Genomic DNA, 19,154 nt, shown 5'->3' with positions numbered 1-19,154 from the left:
AATAATTTTCTCCAATTTTAGATTACAAATAAAAAGAATAACTATAGTTGTGTTATTAATCTATTATTTGTTGAAATTTCAGTATTTTGTACATTAATTGAATTTATTTCCTTAACAAGAGAGACAATATTTTCTTTAAATAAATTAAGTCTTTGTCTTTTTTTTCTAATTTTTATTTCAACTTTATTCAAACTTTTTTTGATATTACAAATTTTTAATCCAATTTTATAAAGTTGCTCTTTTTGATTATTTAAAACAACTTTTTCACATTCTATTCTATTAACTAATCTTATTTCAAAATTATAATAACCAAAAGTTAAAAACTTAACTAATTTACTTTTAAATTTAAAAATCTTACTTGTTTTTTGTTTTTGAAAAACTTCTAATTTTTTAAGACTATTATTATGAAAATTTAAAATAATTTCTTGTTGATTATTAATTTTATATAATTTCTCTTTTAATTCTCATTTTTTACTACTTAATTTACAATTTAATTCTATTTTTAATGCTGTAATTTTATCAATGAGTTTATCCTTTTCCTTCTGTTTTTGTTCCTCTCATATTAAAGTAAATTCAAGTAATTCAAACTCTAGTTCTTTATCTCATGGGAAAAAATTTTCTTTTTCAAACTTAAAAGAAAGAAATTCAAGTTCTTTTCTTTCATCATTAATTACTTCGTCTTTTACTTTCACTAAAAATTTTTGCATTCATTGATACTGTTTTTCCATTATTTTTAAATTTTTTTTAAAAAAATCTTTTTCAAAAAAAATAAATCAATATTCTAAGTATTGTATATTAGAAGAAGTACTAAAAACTTCTTTTAACTTTATTATATTACTTTTAACATTTTGTATAGTTGAATTTATAAGTATTTCTTTTAAATTTGGTACTACTTCTAAAGACATTTTATTTCTCCACTTCTTTTGTTAAAATTCAAGAATACTACAGAAAATATTTTAATTATTTTCTATTCAAATCGCGATTAATAACTTCTTTTAAATATTGTCCAGTATAAGACTTAGGATTTGTTATTACTTGTTCTGGTGTTCCTGTAGCAATGATTTCACCACCAAATTTACCACCCTCAGGTCCTAGATCAATAATGTAATCAGCAACTTTAATAACTTCTAAGTTATGTTCAATTACAACAACAGTATCACCATGATTAACGATTTTATTTAAAACTTCAATTAACCTTTTAATATCATCAACGTGTAAACCAGTAGTTGGTTCATCTAAAATATACATAGTTTTGCCAGTAGCACGTTTTTGTAATTCTTTAGCTAGCTTCACTCTTTGTGCTTCACCACCAGATAATTCAGTAGCAGGTTGCCCTAATTTTACGTATCCTAATCCCACTTCTTGTATCATTGCTAATTTTTTATGGATTTTTGGATGATTAGCAAAAAAAGTTAATGCTAAATCAACAGGTAGTTCTAGTACATCATAAATATTTTTACCTTTATATTTAACTTGTAATGTTTCACTATTATAACGTTTTCCTTCACAAATTTCGCAAGTTACATAAACATCTGGTAAAAAATGCATCGCAATTTTAATAACACCATCGCCAGAACAACGTTCACATCTTCCTCCTGGTACATTAAATGAAAATCTACCTTTAGCATATCCTCTAATTTTTGCTTCTGGTGTTTGTGTAAATAAATCACGAATATCATCAAAAACTGAAGTATAAGTAGCCGGATTACTCCTTGGTGTTCTGCCAATTGGTTCTTGCGAAATAGCAACAATTTTATCAATAAATTCAATCCCTTTTATTGCTTTATGTTTTCCTAGTCGTTGTCCCTTTAAACCCAAATACTTTTGAATACTAGTATATAAAATATCATTAACAAGCGTTGATTTACCACTTCCTGAAACACCAGTAACACAAATAAATTTACCTAAAGGTAATTTAACATTTATTTTACGTAAATTATTAGCTTGTGCTTCTTGAATTTCAATAACTTTACCATTACCACTTCTTCTTGATTTAGGTAACGCAATAAATTTTTCACCATTTAAATATTTTCCAGTAATTGAATTAGGATTATTAGCAACTTGCTGTGGTGTACCTTCAGCAATTACTTCACCACCATAAATTCCGGCTTTTGGACCAATATCAATTAATCAATCTGCTGCTCACATTGTATCTTCATCGTGTTCTACTACTAATAATGTATTATCAAGATCTCGCATTTGTTTTAAAGTTTCAATTAACTTAACATTATCACGTTGATGTAAACCAATTGAAGGTTCATCAAGAACATACAATACTCCCGTTAATTGTGAACCAATTTGAGTTGCTAATCGAATTCGTTGTGATTCACCACCAGATAAAGTTTGTGCCATTCGTGATAAGTTTAAATAACCTAAACCAACATTAGTTAAAAAACTTAAACGATTAATGATTTCTACTAATATTAATTTAGCAATTTCTTGTTGATAAGCTAATAATTTAATATTTAACATAAATGTTAAACTTTCTTCGATGTCTAAATTAGTATAATGACTAATATTCATTTCTTTATTATTTTCATCTTTAATTTTAACTGCCAATGCAAATTCATTTAATCTTGTTCCTTGACAAGTTAAACAAGTGCGTTCACTCATAAATTTACGATAATAATCACGGGCAAAATCACTAGTTGTTTCTAAAAAACGTCTTTCAATTAAAGTGGCAATGCCTTCAATATAATCATGATTAGGATATTTACGACCATTTGCCGAAATAATACTGAAAGTAATGGCTTCATCACTACCACGCATAATATAATTAAGTTGTGTTTTTGTTAAATTTTTTAATGGCTGATTCAAATCAATTAAATAATGATAACAAAGAACTTTTAATTTTTGTCATTCTAAATTACTAGTACCAACTAAGTTTTTATAATACTCAATGCCACCATCATTAATTGATAGTTTTAAATCTGGCATTAATAATTCTTCGTCAACTTCTAATTTTACTCCCAAGCCTTTACAATCAAAACACGCTCCACTTGGTGCATTAAAAGAAAATAAACGCGGTTCTAAACTGGGAATTGAAAATCCACAAATTTTACAAGCATATTTTTGAGAAAATAATCACGTTTCATTTGTTTGCGATAAAATAACCTTTGCTAAACCATTACTATGATTTAAAGCAACTTCTAAAGCATCATGAATTCGTGAAATAGTATTATCATCATTGGTAAATTTAATACGATCAATAACAATATCAATATCATGACGTAATGATTTATTCAATTCAATTGGTTCATCTAAACTATATATTTTATTATTAATTTTAACTCGCAAAAAATTTTCTTGTTTTAATTTTGCTAATAAATCTTGATGACTACCTTTTTTAGCATTAATAACTGGTGCTAAAATTTCAATATTAGTATTATCTTCTAACGTTTTAATTTTATTAACCATTTCTTTTAAAGTTTGCGTGCTAATTGGACCATGACCCTTATTACAATAAGGAGTTCCAATTCGTGCATAAAGTAAACGCAAATAATCATAAATTTCAGTAACAGTACCAACAGTACTGCGAGGATTATTACTTGTAGTTTTTTGATCAATAGAAATTGCTGGTGCTAAACCATCAATAGCATCAACATCAGGTTTTTCACTGTTTCCTAAAAATTGACGAGCATAGGCTGAAAGTGATTCAACATATCTTCGCCTTCCTTCTGCATAAATTGTATTAAAAGCTAATGATGATTTACCACTTCCTGAGACACCAGTAATAACTACTAACTTATACTTTGGAATTTTAATATTAACATTTTTTAAATTATGTTCACGTGCACCTTTAACAGTAATATATTTTTGATTATCTGTCATTTATTCCTCCACTTATATGCTCTTTCTAATTAATTATATACTATATATAGTTAACTTTAATAGCATTATTGCTAATTAATATTAAAGAATATCAATTATAATTAGTTTAAAATATTATCTAAATCAATATTTAAAATTTTAAAATTATTTATTGCAAAAGAAAGTATATAAAAACTTAAATTACAAAAAAATGAACAATATATATTCAAAAATGAAATACAGCAATTGCTCATTTTATAATAAAATTTAAAAATTAGAATTAATTATTACTAAAAAATGTTATATTCCAATTATTTTTTATTAGAAAAAATAATTGGAATAATTTTATTTACTTAAATTATATAAATTTATCCATTAACTTTATTTATATTATTTTTTTCTTTCTTTTTTATTAACTTTAACTACTACTATTTTCTCCTTGATATTGTCAAAGTTCAGCAAATATTCCAGCAGCTAAATTATTCTCGGTATTAGATATGCCTTTTCCAGTATCAGCAGTTGTTTTAGTTCGCAAAAGATCATTATAACTACCTAAGAATGGTACATATTTAGAACCTAATGATCCTGAAGTTCTTTCATTAATAAAAGCTAGTTTTGCTGAAGCAGGAGTGGTTCATACCTGACCATTATTTAAAAATGTATGATTATGCTTTCCAACACTTCCTGATGTTTGTCCTTCTTTATCACTCTGAACTATTGTTAAACCTTTAGCAAGATCTACTTTTACTCAACCTTCTGGCATTTTTGATCCAACAGGCATTCATTTATATTCACCAGGAATTCATTGTCCTTTACTTTCATCTGATTTTTTATTTTTTTCTTGACAATTTTTTAATTGTTCTTCTAGTTCTTCTCTTTTTTCTTTACATTCTTTTAAATCTTCTTCTAATTTTTTATTTTTTTCTTTACATTCTTTTAAATCTTCTTCTAATTTTTTATTTTTTTCTTTACATTCTTTTGCTAAATTGTAAAGGTAAGTGCAACTAAATTATTTTTCTATCCAAATATTCGATTGGTGAAAGATAATTTAGTATTTTTCTTGGTCTTTGGTTTAAAGACAATATAAATTTATGAACTTCATTTTTATTAGTTTTTGAAAAAATAAATTTTTTAGGAAATTTTTCTCTAATTAAACCATTAGTATTTTCATTAGTACCTCTTTGTCAAGGTGAATATGGATTGGCAAAATAAATTTTTATATCTAAATTTTTTTCAAGTTGTTGTCAATTTGAAAATTCTTTGCCACGATCAAAAGTAATAGTTTTAACAATGTTTTTAGGAAGAATTGATAAATAATAACTAACATTTTTATTAATAACTTTAGTAGTTCTGTTTTTAACTAATATTGCTAAAGTAAATCGTGATACTCTTTCAACTAAAGTTATTAAACATGATTTGCTTTTACCTCGTGATGATACTATAGTATCTCCTTCTCAATGACCAAGTGTTATACGATCATTAACATTTATATCTCGTTCTTTAATTGATTTACCATTAAACTTGCCACGATTTTCTTTAGATTTTCGTTTTTTACCTTTTCTTCTTAAATTTTTACTAGTAACTTTATCAAGCATTCCAAAATAAATTCAAGTATAAATTGTTTTAAAACTAATAACTCACTCTTTATGAAAATTTTTAATTCTGCCATAAATTTGTTCAGGTGATCAACCTAATAGTAATTTTTGTTGTACATATTTTACTAAATTCTTATTTTTAAACTTATGAAAACTAATATGTGATTGTTTTCGATTTTCAGCTTTATTTTGTGCAATTAATGAAAAATAATGATTATTATCTTTATTTCTATTAATTTCTCGAATAATAGTACTAATACTTCGATTAAGATTTTTAGCTATTTCACTAATTTTAAATTTAAATTTCAATTGATTCTCAATATAAATCCTTTCATCTATGCCAAGATGTTTATAACTCATATAAAAACTCCTTACTTTTTTCTAAACTAAATTTAGCATTATGAAATTTTTATATGAGAATTTTTTGCAATTTTATTTACTTGCACTTACAAGTATAACTCAGCTTTTAAATCTTCTTCTAATTTTTTAACTTTATCTTCAAGACCTTCTAATTTTTTATTTTTTTCTCTACATGCTTTTAATTGTTCTTCTAATTCATCAATTTTATCTTCTAGTTCTTTAATTTTTTTTGATTTATCTAATGATTCTTTTACTGATTTTGCATAAAGACTACTTATTTCTTCTAATTCATTAGCTGTTTCTTGTAATTTTTTATTTAATTTTTCCATTTTTGCTTGACAGTCGCTATCATCAACATTAACAGTAGTAACACTTTCTCAACTATCTTCTTCTACTGTCTTATTTTTTTCATTTATCATTTTTAAGTATCCTCCTTTTTATTAAAATTCTCGTATACTATTTTTATTAATAATGAAAATTATTGAAAATATTATTTTGTTTCAATTTTAAATAAGATTTATTTAAAGATAATTTTAAATAAATCTCACTTAAAGTTTACAACTGAAAAAATTACTATACAATAAACTTTCCTAGAAAGCAATTATTAATAAAATTAAATATTAAAAATTATTATTAAAATTGAAAAACAATTAAGTTGCTGAGTTATACTTGTAAGTGCAAGTAAATAAAATTGCAAAAAATTCTCATATAAAAATTTCATAATGCTAAATTTAGTTTAGAAAAAAGTAAGGAGTTTTTATATGAGTTATAAACATCTTGGCATAGATGAAAGGATTTATATTGAGAATCAATTGAAATTTAAATTTAAAATTAGTGAAATAGCTAAAAATCTTAATCGAAGTATTAGTACTATTATTCGAGAAATTAATAGAAATAAAGATAATAATCATTATTTTTCATTAATTGCACAAAATAAAGCTGAAAATCGAAAACAATCACATATTAGTTTTCATAAGTTTAAAAATAAGAATTTAGTAAAATATGTACAACAAAAATTACTATTAGGTTGATCACCTGAACAAATTTATGGCAGAATTAAAAATTTTCATAAAGAGTGAGTTATTAGTTTTAAAACAATTTATACTTGAATTTATTTTGGAATGCTTGATAAAGTTACTAGTAAAAATTTAAGAAGAAAAGGTAAAAAACGAAAATCTAAAGAAAATCGTGGCAAGTTTAATGGTAAATCAATTAAAGAACGAGATATAAATGTTAATGATCGTATAACACTTGGTCATTGAGAAGGAGATACTATAGTATCATCACGAGGTAAAAGCAAATCATGTTTAATAACTTTAGTTGAAAGAGTATCACGATTTACTTTAGCAATATTAGTTAAAAACAGAACTACTAAAGTTATTAATAAAAATGTTAGTTATTATTTATCAATTCTTCCTAAAAACATTGTTAAAACTATTACTTTTGATCGTGGCAAAGAATTTTCAAATTGACAACAACTTGAAAAAAATTTAGATATAAAAATTTATTTTGCCAATCCATATTCACCTTGACAAAGAGGTACTAATGAAAATACTAATGGTTTAATTAGAGAAAAATTTCCTAAAAAATTTATTTTTTCAAAAACTAATAAAAATGAAGTTCATAAATTTATATTGTCTTTAAACCAAAGACCAAGAAAAATACTAAATTATCTTTCACCAATCGAATATTTGGATAGAAAAATAATTTAGTTGCACTTACCTTTACAATTTAGCAGTTATAAAAAATTATTAATTTAATTATTTTAAAATAATTAAATTAACATACATTAATATTTTAAACATTTGATAAGATAGTGTAAAATAATTAGTAGTTTAGTAGTTTAGTAGTTTAGAAAAGGCTTAAAAAATGACAGTAATCAACACATCTGTGAATCAAAAAATTTTATTAACTGGTTATAAAAGATTTTGTTATTCTTTTAGCAAAATTTTATTAGTTATTCTATTATTTCCTTTTGTTTATTTTTATTCAAAAAAATATCAAAAACAATTTTTAGAATTTTGCTTTTCTTATCAAAAAGAAGGTAAATTTAAAATAAATAACGAACAAACAGTTGATATTAATAGTTTTAATTATCATCAATATGATTGTCAAATTAAAAATCTTAATAAATATGGCTATCCAATTGATTGAAAAAAAGAAAATTATCAAGAATTTACCATTAAAAATGATAATAATCAAAACATTAGTTGTCTAACTGTCATTCAAAAAAAGAAAAGTGATAAATGAGTTATTGGTTTTCATGGTTGAACAGAAAATAAATATTTAGCATTAAGATTAGTCTCATGATTTTATGAAGAAGGATACAATATTTTAACTTTTGATAGTGTTGCTCACGGTAAAACTGATGGCCAATATAGTGACATTGGTCTTACTTGTGCTGAAAATATTAACTGTTTAATTAATTGAATAAAAGATAATTATCAAATTAGCAGTATTGGTTTAATTGGTAATAGTATGAGTGCATCAACAATTAATTATTATTTATTTAATTATAAAGTAACCAATTTAATTAACTGGGCAATTACTGATTGTGGATTCTCTAATCTACTTGTTCAATTTCGTTACGTCATGCAATATCGCTATAAAAAACCTTGATGATTAATTAGTAATAGTTTAACAAAAAGATATCAAAAATTTACAAATACAAATATTTTAGAATATGATTTATTAAAAAAAAGCAAAACAGGTTTTCAAGTTCCTACTTTATTAATTCACGGTAAAAAAGATAATTTTGTCCCATTTTTCATGGCTAATGTCATTCATAATTATCAAGTTAAACTCCATTATAAAAATTATGATTATTTATTTTTGGAAAATATTGGTCATATTGAAACCTTACCAAATGCTTATCAAACTTATATTAATAAAATAAAAAGTTTTATCAATACATACGAAATAAAAAAATAGAGATAGGAAAAAGACATGAAATTAAAAAAGAAGTATTCGTTTTGAGTAATATTAATGATGGCAATTTCTGCCACAGTTGGATCATCAGTACTAATTTCATTTGGACAAGTAGCATTTCAAAGTGGATTTAATCCGATTTTAATGATATGTGCCTGAATTTTAGGTGGTATTTTAATTTTGCCAGAAATGTTATTACTAGCAGAAACTGCTATTTCTTTTCCGGGAAATGGAAGTGCTTATTATTGATTAAAAAAAGCAAATTGAATGGCTTGTTCGTTTTGATTGGGATGGATTTTAGTTTTAATGGTTAGTGCTACTGCCGTTGCTTCTGCTACTTTAGCATTAGGTAATATTATCGGTACTTTAGCTCATATTACTAACCAATGGTTGATAAAATTATTTGGAATTTTAATTTTATTTGCATTAGCTATAGTCCAAATATTTATTAAAAATAGTTCTGGAAAAACACAAATTATTTTTACAATTTTAAAAGGATTACCAATTACTTTTGTTTTATTTATTGCTATGATTTATGGAAATACAGATAGTTTTAATAGTGAAATAGTTCAAAAAGATTTATCAAAAATTTTTCTTGCAACTTATGTTTTATTACCAGCTACAACAATGACACTATTTGCCTATTCAGGAATTGAAGCAATAACTTATGTTACTGAAGAAGTAGAAAATCCAAGAAAAAATGTACTTTGAGTTTTAATTATTGCAACAGGACTAATTATTTTTTTATATTTAATACTATTAATTGCTTTGTTAACTATTAATGAACCACTTTTATGATTAGATGAAAATAAAGGATTTAGTAACGTTTGATATTATGCTATTATCAATAATCCTAATATTCCTCGCGTTTTAGCTTATATTTTTTCAGGACTAGCAATTTTATTATTTGTTGGTTCACTAAATGCATTTCTGCTTTATCAATCACGTTTAATTTTTAAAATGAGTGAAGAAAAAGATTTGTTTAAATTTTTTCAAAAAACAACTAAAAGAACTAATATGCCATGAGCTGCTATGCTACTATTAATATTTGCTACTTTAATTTATATTTTATGAAATCAATTGTATGAAGTAACTAATTACTTTATTATTGCTATTAGTTTTTTAAAATTAATTGTTAATTCAGTCATTATCTTTTTAAGGCGCAAACATCCAGACTATCAAAAGATTTTTAATAATTTTTGATTTTATTTTTTCATTATTATTGGTTATTTAGGAGCAATAATTGCTATTGTTGGATCATTTTTAGCAATGTATTATTATGGTACACAAAATAATAATATGTGAGCATTATGAAATTCACTAATTTTAATTGCTGTTATGTTAGCAGGATATCCTGTTTACTATATTAAAAATTATGTAGTTAAAATTGTTAACAATTTTAAAAATCAAAAAAAAGATAATCAATCATAAAAAAATAATCTTATACCTTATTTACTTTCTTGTGCTAATAAAAAATTTTTAATATGGGCACCATAAAGATAATTAACAATATTCTTATTTTTATTAACAACTCGATGACAAGGAACAATAATTGCTAATGGATTTTTACTTAAAGCCGAACCCACTGCCCTACTTGCTTTTGGATAACCTATTTTTTGCGCTAATTCTTGATAAGTTAAAGTTGTCCCAAATTGAATAGTACAAGTTTTACTCCATACTAATTCTTGAAAAGGAGTTCCTTTTAAAGCTATTGGTAAGTTAAAATCATTTAATTTTTTATCAAAATACATTGCTAGTTGTTTTAAACAATTAACTACCACTATATTACTACTATCCTTAGCAACTTGACGAGTATTAACGAAACTAACTTTTACTACTTGTTCTGCAACTACTATGATTTCAATTAAACCTATTTTAGTAGTTAAATAACCATATTTTTTCATATTTTTTATTACCCCTTTATTTTATTTAAACTATTACTTTCTTTTACAAGTTTTTGTAATATTTTATTATCAAAATTTTGTTTTAACAAATCTGAATTTTCAATAATCTTTTCAATAGATCAATCTCATCACTTTATATTTTGTAATTTTTGAACTATTTTTTTAGAAAAACGATATTTTATAATTTTAGCAGGATTACCACCAACAATAGCATAAGGAGGCACATTTTTTGTAACTACACTTTTAGCTGCAATTACTGTCCCATTACCAATAGTTACCCCTCTTAAGATTGTCACATCATGACCAATTCAAACATCATTTTCTATCACTGTTGGTGATTTAATCGGAAATTTATCTAATTTATCTTTTTCTGTAACTTCTGATAAATTTAATGATTTATAAAATAATGGTAAAGGAAATGTTGAAACTGCACAATAATTATGATTGCCACCATTCATTATAAATAAAACACCTTGTGCAATTGAACAAAATTTACCAATAATTAATTCATCATTTATCATATTTGGAAAATGATAAATTATATTTTTATTTTCAAAATCAATAGCTGCTTGCTCACCATTAAAATCATGATAATAAGTATAATCACCAATAAAAATTTTAGGTTTAGTAATATAATTTTTTATTAAAAATATTGTTGGTATATGAGGATTAATTTTAGTATTTGGACTTATCAAAATACCTTTTTGTGCTTTATCGGTCAACTTATTTTACTCCTTTATTTTTCACTTTCAATACTCAAAATTAAATCACGAAGTGAAGCTGCCTTTTCAAAATTTAAATCTTTAGCTGCTTGTAACATTTCAACTCTTAAATCAGCAATTATCTTTGTTTTAGCAGCTATTTTTGTTTTACCTTTACTTGAATTTAAAATTTTTAAATCAACATCTAATTCTCTAGTACTTACGATTTCACTCAACGGTTTTTTAACAGTAACTGGTACTATATTATGTTTTTTATTATAAGCAAGTTGAATTTCTCTTCTTCTTTGCGTTTCTTCAATTGCTTGTGTCATTGCCTCTGTCTTAATATCTCCATATAGTATAACATGACCATTAACATTTCGTGCTGCGCGACCAATAGTTTGGATTAATGATTTAGTATTACGTAAAAAACCAGATTTATCAGCATCCAAAATACAGATTAATGATACTTCTGGTACGTCTAATCCTTCACGTAATAAATTAATACCAACAATAACATCAAAAACACCTTTTCTTAAATCTAACAAAACTTTAGTACGTTCTAATGTTTTTAATTCATTATGAATATAAGCAACTTTAATTTTTTGTTCTTGTAAAAAATTTGATAATTCTTCTGCCATTCTAATTGTTAAAGTAGTAATAAATACTCTTTCATTATTTTTTGTTCGTAATTTTATTTGATTAATAATATCTTCCATTTGATTTTTAGTTGGTTTAATTTCAATTGTTGGATCTAATAAACCTGTGGGACGAATAATTTGTTGAACTGGTACATTAAAAGGCTCAACTTCATTTTTAATTAATGCTAATTCATAATCAGCAGGAGTTGCTGAAGTATAAATAACTTGCTTTAACTTATTAGAAAATTCATTAAAATTTAAAGGACGATTATCCAAAGCACTAGGTAAACGAAAGCCATATTTTACTAATGTTTCTTTTCTGCTACGATCAGTATTATACATTCCTCTAATTTGCGGTAATGTCATATGAGATTCATCAATAATTGTTAAAAAATCATCTGGAAAAAAATCAATTAAAGTATATGGTGCTGAACCCACTTCTCTATTTTCTAAATGACGAGAATAATTTTCAATACCACTACAAATACCAAATTCTTTTAAGGATTCTAGATCATGTTCTGTTCTTTGTTCTAATCTTTGCGCTTCTACTAACATATTATTTTTTCTTAGTTGTGCTAATGTTATTTTTAACTCTTCAGTAATTTTAATAATTGCCTGATCAACACGATTTTTACTAGTAATATAATTTTGCGCAGGAAAAATTGTAATAAAGGAAAAACGCTCTAAAACATTAGCGCCTAATGTATCAATACGTGCTATTTCTTCAATTTCATCACCAAATAAACTAATTCTTAAATAAAATTGATCATTTCAAGATGGAGCTAACTTTATTAAATCACCTTTTGCACTAAAACTACCCGGTTCTAATGTAATATCATTACGTACATATCCATTTTTAATTAGTCTTAATAATAAATCTTTTCTATTAATTTTTTGTCCTTTTCTCAATTCAAAAAAGTTATCTTTATATGCTGTTGGTTCTTGTTCACCATAAATTGCTGCTACCGATGCCACAACAATAACATCTTTACTAATAGATAAACCATTTAAAGTACTTAATCTTAACATTTCAATTTCTTGATTTTGTTTAGAATTTTTATCAATATAAGTATCGGTTTTTGGTAAATATGCCTCAGGTTGATAAAAATCAAAATATGAGACAAAATATTCAACGCGATTTTCAGGAAAAAAAGTTTTCAATTCTCCATATAATTGCATAGCTAATGTTTTATTATGTACTAAAATTAAAGTTGGTTTTTGCACTTGCGCAATAACATTGGCCATTGTAAAAGTTTTACCCGTACCAGTGGCTCCCAATAATACTTGGTATTTAATATTATTTTTAATAGCTACTACTAATTTTCTAATTGCTTCGGGTTGATCACCTGTTGGTTTATAAGGTGCTTTTAATTTAAACATAACTTTATATTCCTTTAAAACTTCTATATACAATACCATATTATTTTAAATAAAATAATAATAAAACTTTTATATAATTAAAATTATTATAAAACAATATAAATACTATACTTATTTTTTAATTTTTATAAGTATAAAAAATTATAATAAATTTCTTAAAAAATTTAAAGTTTAGTATCAAATAAATCCAATGTTTAAAATTGAGTTATTATCTTTTATATTTTATTTTACTTAAAATATAGTAAAATTTTAGCCAGATAATTAAAATAATTTTTATATAAAGTAAAGAAACTAAATAAGGGGGGATGATTATGAAAACACTATTAACAACAGTAAGTCTTTTAACATTTGCAACAACCACAGGAAACTTAAATTCTATTTTAAGCACCGAAATTAAAACTACAAATATTTTAAATAATGAACCAATAAAATATGATGGTGAAAATAAAATTTCTATTGTCTGAAAAGAAAATTGAAAAAGTCCTGCAACATTAGTGTATATAAAAAGTAGTACTTTAGATAGTTGATTTAAACTTTTTTCTTTAAATGACCTTGAAAAATTAAGAGAAAAAATATAATATGATACCATAAAATTTCCTTATCAAGGAAATAATTGACCAAAACCTAATATATATAAATTATCAAAAATATTAATGAATGTTCTTAATTATTTAACTAGTGTACGTGGATACAATACATACGGAGTTGAACTATGTTACTATTTTGGAAATTTGTTTAATAAAAAACCACAATTTTCACCAAATACTCACGATAAAAATATAATAGAAAAATATTATAAATTTTTATGACATGATACTTTAAAAATTGCAATAAGTCGATATGAATGACAAAAAATTTTAAATACTAATAAAAATAAAACTGAAATTTTTAATATTATTTCTAGATTTCCCGAATGAGATGCAAGTGGTTGAAAAGGTTATATTTCAAACGAAGATTTATATACTTTATCTGAAAAAATTATTGAGAATTTTAATCAATTAAAAACTAAATTCGAAAATAGTAATACAGGATGAAAAGTAGTCACTAACACTACTGGCTCATGAACAGAACTTGAACAAGAATAAAATATACTCACAAAAAAATAATGAAAAGAAAGAGAGAAAAAATATAATGTTTAAAAAATTTAAAGAAATTTTCAAAAAGAAAAAATGACATTGTGATTATTGTAAAGAAAATTATCCTCTACTTTGTCCAATCAAAGGATTAGAAAAAGATGGAGAAGATTTTGAAAAAAAACCAAAAGATTAATTTTATACTTTAAATAAAAATAGGCATTTGCCTATTTTTATTTTTTTCTGTTTATAAATTGATATAAATTAATAAATTCTTTACTAATTTCAATCATCATTTGTGTTGTTAACAAATGATCTTCAGAATGCATAAACAATACTGAAAAAAGTAATTGATAACCTTTACCTTCTTCAACAATGACGCTCATATGTGATTGCAAAGCTTTAGTAATATTATCATTTGCTTCATCAATCATTTTTAATGCTGTTTCAAATTGTGCTTCCTTAGCGAGAGTAATTGCTTCTATTGCTAAAAATTTTGCTTTTCCAGCAGAAGAAATTATTTCAAGTGAAATTTTTTCAAAATCAATATTACTACTTTTCTCTTTTTCTTTAATGCTCATAGTATTATTTTTTAATTTCTAATAAACTCATTGCTAATTCTAACGTTTCTTTACCTTGAACCATCGCATAAACTGCTGCTGGAATAACATTAAGAGCAGCATTTCCAATAATATTAGTAAAATCATTTTTCATATAACTTACTTGTGGTCCTAATAAAACAACATCCCATTTTTCACCTTTAGCAAAAGATGCTTTTGCTTCAGTAGCACCTAATGCTTTCACTTCATAATCTAAATTTAACTCTTTAATATACTCTTTCATATTTGCTTCTAGTCTTAAAGTGCTCATACCAGCTGAACACGTAAGTAATATCTTTATCATCTATTTTCCTCCTAATAAACAAAAATCAAATATACATAACTAAGAATATTATACATTGATATTTTTAAATTTGAATTTTAATGGTTTTAAAAAAATATAACTTTTAACTAAAGATTAAAAATATATTACTAATATATATTGTAACTTTGATAACTATTGTGTAAAATTCATAATACTATCTAAAAATAAAGGCACTGATTATCTGAAAGGCAAAAAGAAAAAAAACATAACTACATGAGGATTTATTATGTCAGTACTAGGTGCTGCTGTAGGATTAGGAAGTATTTGGGGATTTCCAAATCAAATGAATAAACATGGTGGTATCTTTTTAATTCCATTCTTTATTGCACTAATTGTCTGTGCTTTACCAATTTTATTAATTGAAATCAATTTAGGTAATAAATATCGTAAAAATCATGTTGAAATTTTTAAAGATTTAGCAAAAACTCCCGGGACTTTCTTTGGATTTTTACAAACTGCAGTTGTTTGAATAATGGGTGTATTTTATAGTGTTCTTGTCGCTTGATCATTATTGGCAATAGTTATGTCTTTTCTTCCTGGTTTAAATCAACAAGGATTTTTCTTAAATAAATTAATTGGTCAAACTTCCAACGATGTACCACAAAGTTTTAGTCAATTGGGTAATATTAGTATTTGAGTTTTAATTAGTTTAATTATGGTTTGAATTATTACTGGTGTTATTTTGTTGGGTGGCGTTGTTAAAGGGATTGATTTAGCAAATAAAATTTTTATTCCTAGTCTATTTATCATGATTTTAATGATGATGATTTACGTTTTAACTTTGCTTGGTGCTCTAGATGGTTTAAAAACAATGTTTAGTTTTAATAGTGAAAAAATATTAACTAGTAGCATTTGAACTGATGCTTTTGGACAAGCCTTCTTTATGCTTTCAACTTGTACAGGTGTTATTATTATTTTTTCAAGTCATGCGCCAATTGGTACTAGTAATACTAATAAAGGTTTAATTATTATGGTTGGTACTGTTATTGTTGCTTTATTAACAACATGTACTGTTTTTGGAGGAATTGGTGCAATTGCATATAATCAGCATAAAACTATTGATGAAGTATTTATTTCGGGTCCAACTTTAATTTTTCAAGTTTTTCCACAAGTTTTTGCAATCATTACTGAGCAAACACATCTTCCATTTTTAAGTCACACTTTAGCTTTCCTTTTCTTTTTATCAGTATTTTTTGCTGGTATATCTTCATTAATAGCAATAGCTGAAGCCGTTGTTAATCCTCTAATTAGTTATTATGGTATTAAACGTTATCAAGCATTATTAATAATGATTATTAGTAGTTTTATGCTTGGTTTAATATTCTGCTTTAATAATAGTAGTCCTTTAATTGATGGGCTCGCAATATGAGTTACTGGTATTTGACAAATGATTATTGGTATTTGTGAATTAATTGGTGTTATCCTTATTTGAAAATGTTATGATAGTTTAAAAGAATTTAATAATCAATATTCATGAGTTAAATGAAATAAAGGTTTCAAATATTTATGTTTAATCCTTATTCCAACAATTATTTTAATTAACTTGGTCTTTGCTTTATATCAATTAATTAATAATATAATTAGTAATTCTTTTATATTTCTAACTATTGGCTTGACGCTAGGAGCTATTACTGTTTTATTATTTACTTTAATTTTTACTTTCTGAAATAATATTAAAATCTATTTTATAAAAATTAATAATACACTATTTAAACAAAAAACAAAAACTGAAATTATTAAAGTCGACACTGAATAAAAATTAATATAACTGCTAATTTAAATAGATAATTTTTCATTAAACAGTCATATTAAAATGTCTTATATAATAAAATATGCTATATAAAATCCAAGCACAATAATAATTAAAATGAATTCAATAATAAAATATTTTATTATTTACTCAGTTATAAGATAAGAATACAACAAAGTCATTATTTAATCCAATAATATTATTAATAAAGTTATTTAGGTAACTTTATTTTATTCATTATCAATTTCTTTGTTTTCTATTAAAATAATATTATTAGTAACTTCTTCATTATCAATTTCAATAATATTTTTTTTATCTAATTTATAATATTTATTAATAATACGTTGTATTTGTTTAATCTTATTTTCAGATCTATTAATATATGATTTATTAAGCGTATATTTATTATATCTCAAATCTATTATTGCAGTCTTTACCTCATTTTTCATTTGTTGATATAAATTACCATTTTTAAAAACATAATTTATATCATTTTTATTCAATAAAAAATATTTTATTTCTTTTTCAATTGCATTATTAACTGTATCTACTCTAGAACTACTATCAATTGAAGTAACTACACAAACTATAATAACTCCTATAACAATAACTATTATAGGCAAACCTATAATCATAAACATTAAATCATTATTATTCATTTCAGTATTATACATTTTTTAATTCACTTTCAATCTTTAATTTTTACTTTTCTCTTTTAATTTATTTTTTATTCTTTTTCAAGATTTAAACTATGGATATTGTTTATTATATATAACCATATAATCAATTAAAGTACTAATAATATTTAAAAAATTGTCAATATAATTATCACTACTAAACACATACAAAATAAAATTACTCAAATATCATTTTTTACTCCTTATATTAATAATATTTTAATTTATATATATTGTATATTTTTTAAAAAAATAATTAAAAATTACTAATAGTTCACATCATAATAATATTTATTAAAATGGTTAGTAAGTAGTAACAAACACCCCTATATATGATATTATTTTTATACAATCACTCAACCAATAAATTTAAAATAGAAAAGTTAGGAGTTTAAAATTATGAAAGATTTTAAAAATATTAAAATTAAACAAATTAAAAATAGTAATAATAATAAAATTGGTATCTTATTAGGTACTCTAATTTTATTGTTATTAATAACTTTTAGTTTATTACGACTACTACCAATTGGTAAATTTTTAGACGACTTTATATTTTCTTTTTTATTTGGATGAAGCAAATATTTAATTTATATATTATTATATATATCTTTAATTCCACTTTGTTTTAATTATTATTTTAAATTTAAAGCTTCATTTGTTTGAACAATAATTACTACTATTATATGCTGCGTTTGAACAATTGAAACTATTACTATTATTAGTCGTTATGATAATATTTGATTTAACAATAAATTTCATATTAATTTAATTAATGATTATTATCAATCTTGATGAAATTCAACTATTTTTAATAACTATCACGGATTTTTCAAATCACCTATTTCCTTTAATAATTGAACTATTGATAGTTTCTTTCCTTCTTATCTTGTTGGTGGATTAATTGGTAATACCATACTAGAATTTTTAGGTTACACAACTTTTTTTGTTAATTTTATATTAAATATATTAATGATTATTATTTGTTTTAGTTGATTATTTTTTAACCGTCCCTTAATTTTATTTATCACTATTTCAAATCATATCAAAGAAACAATTTTAGATTTTAAAGTTAAGCGAAAAGATCAAAAAATTAATAAATTAGAAAAAGCAAAAGAAAAACAAAAAAAACTTACTTTGACACAAAATAATACTATCAAAATCAATAATCTAAAAAAAGAACTAAAAATAAATAAACAACAAGCAAAAAACAATAATAAGCAATCTAAATTAGAAACTAAACAATTTACAAAAGAAAATTTAGCAAACAATAAAGTAAAAAACGAAAAAATAAACTTTGATATAGAAACCAATAAGGAATTATTACAAGAGCTGAGTTATACTTGTAAGTGCAAGTAAATAAAATTGCAAAAAATTCTCATATAAAAATTTCATAATGCTAAATTTAGTTTAG

At 23.7% G+C, this 19,154-nt stretch carries 19 protein-coding genes; 8 read left to right on the top strand and 11 right to left on the bottom strand.

Annotated elements, in window-relative coordinates; genetic code table 4:
- Window positions 1-41: 41 nt before the first annotated feature.
- The 5 genes from AACL05_RS01220 to AACL05_RS01200 all read right to left on the bottom strand — a co-directional run bounded on the left by AACL05_RS01220 (window position 42) and on the right by AACL05_RS01200 (window position 6,184).
- Window positions 42-905 carry a hypothetical protein gene (locus AACL05_RS01220; protein ID WP_338961871.1) on the bottom strand — a complete coding sequence of 288 codons (864 nt, stop codon included), beginning with the start codon at window positions 903-905 and terminating at the stop codon, window positions 42-44.
- Between the two features lie 55 nt (window positions 906-960).
- Entirely contained in the window at window positions 961-3,831 is a 2,871-nt protein-coding gene (uvrA, locus tag AACL05_RS01215; protein ID WP_338986118.1) for an excinuclease ABC subunit UvrA, read from the bottom strand.
- A 397-nt stretch (window positions 3,832-4,228) separates the two neighbouring features.
- A complete protein-coding gene (locus AACL05_RS01210) occupies window positions 4,229-4,591 on the bottom strand; it encodes a hypothetical protein (protein WP_338986117.1) in 363 nt (120 codons plus the stop codon).
- 223 nt (window positions 4,592-4,814) lie between these two features.
- Window positions 4,815-5,765 carry an IS30 family transposase gene (locus AACL05_RS01205; RefSeq protein WP_338960236.1) on the bottom strand — a complete coding sequence of 317 codons (951 nt, stop codon included), beginning with the start codon at window positions 5,763-5,765 and terminating at the stop codon, window positions 4,815-4,817.
- Window positions 5,766-5,851: 86 nt separating this feature from the next.
- Window positions 5,852-6,184, bottom strand: coding sequence for a hypothetical protein (locus AACL05_RS01200; protein ID WP_338986116.1), 333 nt, complete (start codon window positions 6,182-6,184; stop codon window positions 5,852-5,854).
- Window positions 6,185-6,526: 342 nt separating this feature from the next.
- Between AACL05_RS01200 and AACL05_RS01195 the strand changes: the two genes are divergently transcribed.
- The 3 genes from AACL05_RS01195 to AACL05_RS01185 all read left to right on the top strand — a co-directional run bounded on the left by AACL05_RS01195 (window position 6,527) and on the right by AACL05_RS01185 (window position 10,124).
- Complete coding sequence (locus tag AACL05_RS01195) at window positions 6,527-7,477, top strand: IS30 family transposase (RefSeq protein ID WP_338960236.1); 951 nt, start codon at window positions 6,527-6,529, stop codon at window positions 7,475-7,477.
- A 157-nt stretch (window positions 7,478-7,634) separates the two neighbouring features.
- On the top strand, window positions 7,635-8,696 hold the full coding sequence (locus AACL05_RS01190; RefSeq protein WP_338986115.1) for an alpha/beta hydrolase: 1,062 nt from the start codon (window positions 7,635-7,637) through the stop codon (window positions 8,694-8,696).
- Window positions 8,697-8,711: 15 nt separating this feature from the next.
- Window positions 8,712-10,124: an APC family permease gene (locus AACL05_RS01185; RefSeq protein WP_338961866.1), complete on the top strand. Its 1,413-nt coding sequence runs from the start codon at window positions 8,712-8,714 to the stop codon at window positions 10,122-10,124.
- A 17-nt stretch (window positions 10,125-10,141) separates the two neighbouring features.
- Here AACL05_RS01185 and AACL05_RS01180 read toward each other — a convergent pair whose 3' ends face one another.
- From AACL05_RS01180 to uvrB, 3 genes are read right to left on the bottom strand one after another with little or no spacing between them, the layout of a single operon-like run.
- The gene (locus AACL05_RS01180; protein ID WP_338986114.1) at window positions 10,142-10,597 is read right to left on the bottom strand and encodes a methylated-DNA--[protein]-cysteine S-methyltransferase; all 456 of its coding nucleotides are present in this window, start codon (window positions 10,595-10,597) and stop codon (window positions 10,142-10,144) included.
- A gap of 8 nt (window positions 10,598-10,605) precedes the next feature.
- Window positions 10,606-11,319, bottom strand: coding sequence for a CatB-related O-acetyltransferase (locus tag AACL05_RS01175; RefSeq protein ID WP_338986113.1), 714 nt, complete (start codon window positions 11,317-11,319; stop codon window positions 10,606-10,608).
- A 14-nt stretch (window positions 11,320-11,333) separates the two neighbouring features.
- The gene (uvrB, locus tag AACL05_RS01170; protein WP_338986111.1) at window positions 11,334-13,319 is read right to left on the bottom strand and encodes an excinuclease ABC subunit UvrB; all 1,986 of its coding nucleotides are present in this window, start codon (window positions 13,317-13,319) and stop codon (window positions 11,334-11,336) included.
- A gap of 311 nt (window positions 13,320-13,630) precedes the next feature.
- On the opposite strand from uvrB, the gene AACL05_RS01165 reads away from it, so the two are divergent.
- The 3 genes from AACL05_RS01165 to AACL05_RS01155 all read left to right on the top strand — a co-directional run bounded on the left by AACL05_RS01165 (window position 13,631) and on the right by AACL05_RS01155 (window position 14,588).
- On the top strand, window positions 13,631-13,897 hold the full coding sequence (locus AACL05_RS01165) for a hypothetical protein (RefSeq protein ID WP_338961861.1): 267 nt from the start codon (window positions 13,631-13,633) through the stop codon (window positions 13,895-13,897).
- 75 nt (window positions 13,898-13,972) lie between these two features.
- The gene (locus AACL05_RS01160; protein WP_338961859.1) at window positions 13,973-14,404 is read left to right on the top strand and encodes a hypothetical protein; all 432 of its coding nucleotides are present in this window, start codon (window positions 13,973-13,975) and stop codon (window positions 14,402-14,404) included.
- A gap of 46 nt (window positions 14,405-14,450) precedes the next feature.
- Window positions 14,451-14,588: a hypothetical protein gene (locus AACL05_RS01155; RefSeq protein WP_252320481.1), complete on the top strand. Its 138-nt coding sequence runs from the start codon at window positions 14,451-14,453 to the stop codon at window positions 14,586-14,588.
- 37 nt (window positions 14,589-14,625) lie between these two features.
- Here the strand turns inward: AACL05_RS01155 and AACL05_RS01150 are convergent, their stop codons facing one another.
- A complete protein-coding gene (locus tag AACL05_RS01150) occupies window positions 14,626-14,973 on the bottom strand; it encodes a PTS lactose/cellobiose transporter subunit IIA (protein WP_338986109.1) in 348 nt (115 codons plus the stop codon).
- A gap of 4 nt (window positions 14,974-14,977) precedes the next feature.
- The gene (locus tag AACL05_RS01145) at window positions 14,978-15,295 is read right to left on the bottom strand and encodes a PTS sugar transporter subunit IIB (protein ID WP_252320477.1); all 318 of its coding nucleotides are present in this window, start codon (window positions 15,293-15,295) and stop codon (window positions 14,978-14,980) included.
- A 247-nt stretch (window positions 15,296-15,542) separates the two neighbouring features.
- Between AACL05_RS01145 and AACL05_RS01140 the strand changes: the two genes are divergently transcribed.
- Complete coding sequence (locus AACL05_RS01140; protein ID WP_338961855.1) at window positions 15,543-17,072, top strand: sodium-dependent transporter; 1,530 nt, start codon at window positions 15,543-15,545, stop codon at window positions 17,070-17,072.
- A 224-nt stretch (window positions 17,073-17,296) separates the two neighbouring features.
- Here AACL05_RS01140 and AACL05_RS01135 read toward each other — a convergent pair whose 3' ends face one another.
- Window positions 17,297-17,740: a hypothetical protein gene (locus AACL05_RS01135; protein ID WP_338961853.1), complete on the bottom strand. Its 444-nt coding sequence runs from the start codon at window positions 17,738-17,740 to the stop codon at window positions 17,297-17,299.
- Window positions 17,741-18,142: 402 nt separating this feature from the next.
- On the opposite strand from AACL05_RS01135, the gene AACL05_RS01130 reads away from it, so the two are divergent.
- Window positions 18,143-19,099, top strand: coding sequence for a TMF family protein (locus tag AACL05_RS01130; protein WP_338986107.1), 957 nt, complete (start codon window positions 18,143-18,145; stop codon window positions 19,097-19,099).
- Window positions 19,100-19,154 lie beyond the last annotated feature (55 nt).

The organism is Spiroplasma endosymbiont of Thecophora atra, from assembly GCF_964019735.1.
Lineage (GTDB): Bacteria > Bacillota_I > Bacilli_A > Mycoplasmatales > VBWQ01 > Spiroplasma_E > Spiroplasma_E ixodetis_A.
The sequence above is the reverse complement of the archived record's forward strand: the minus strand, read 5'-3'. Positions and strand labels throughout refer to the sequence as shown.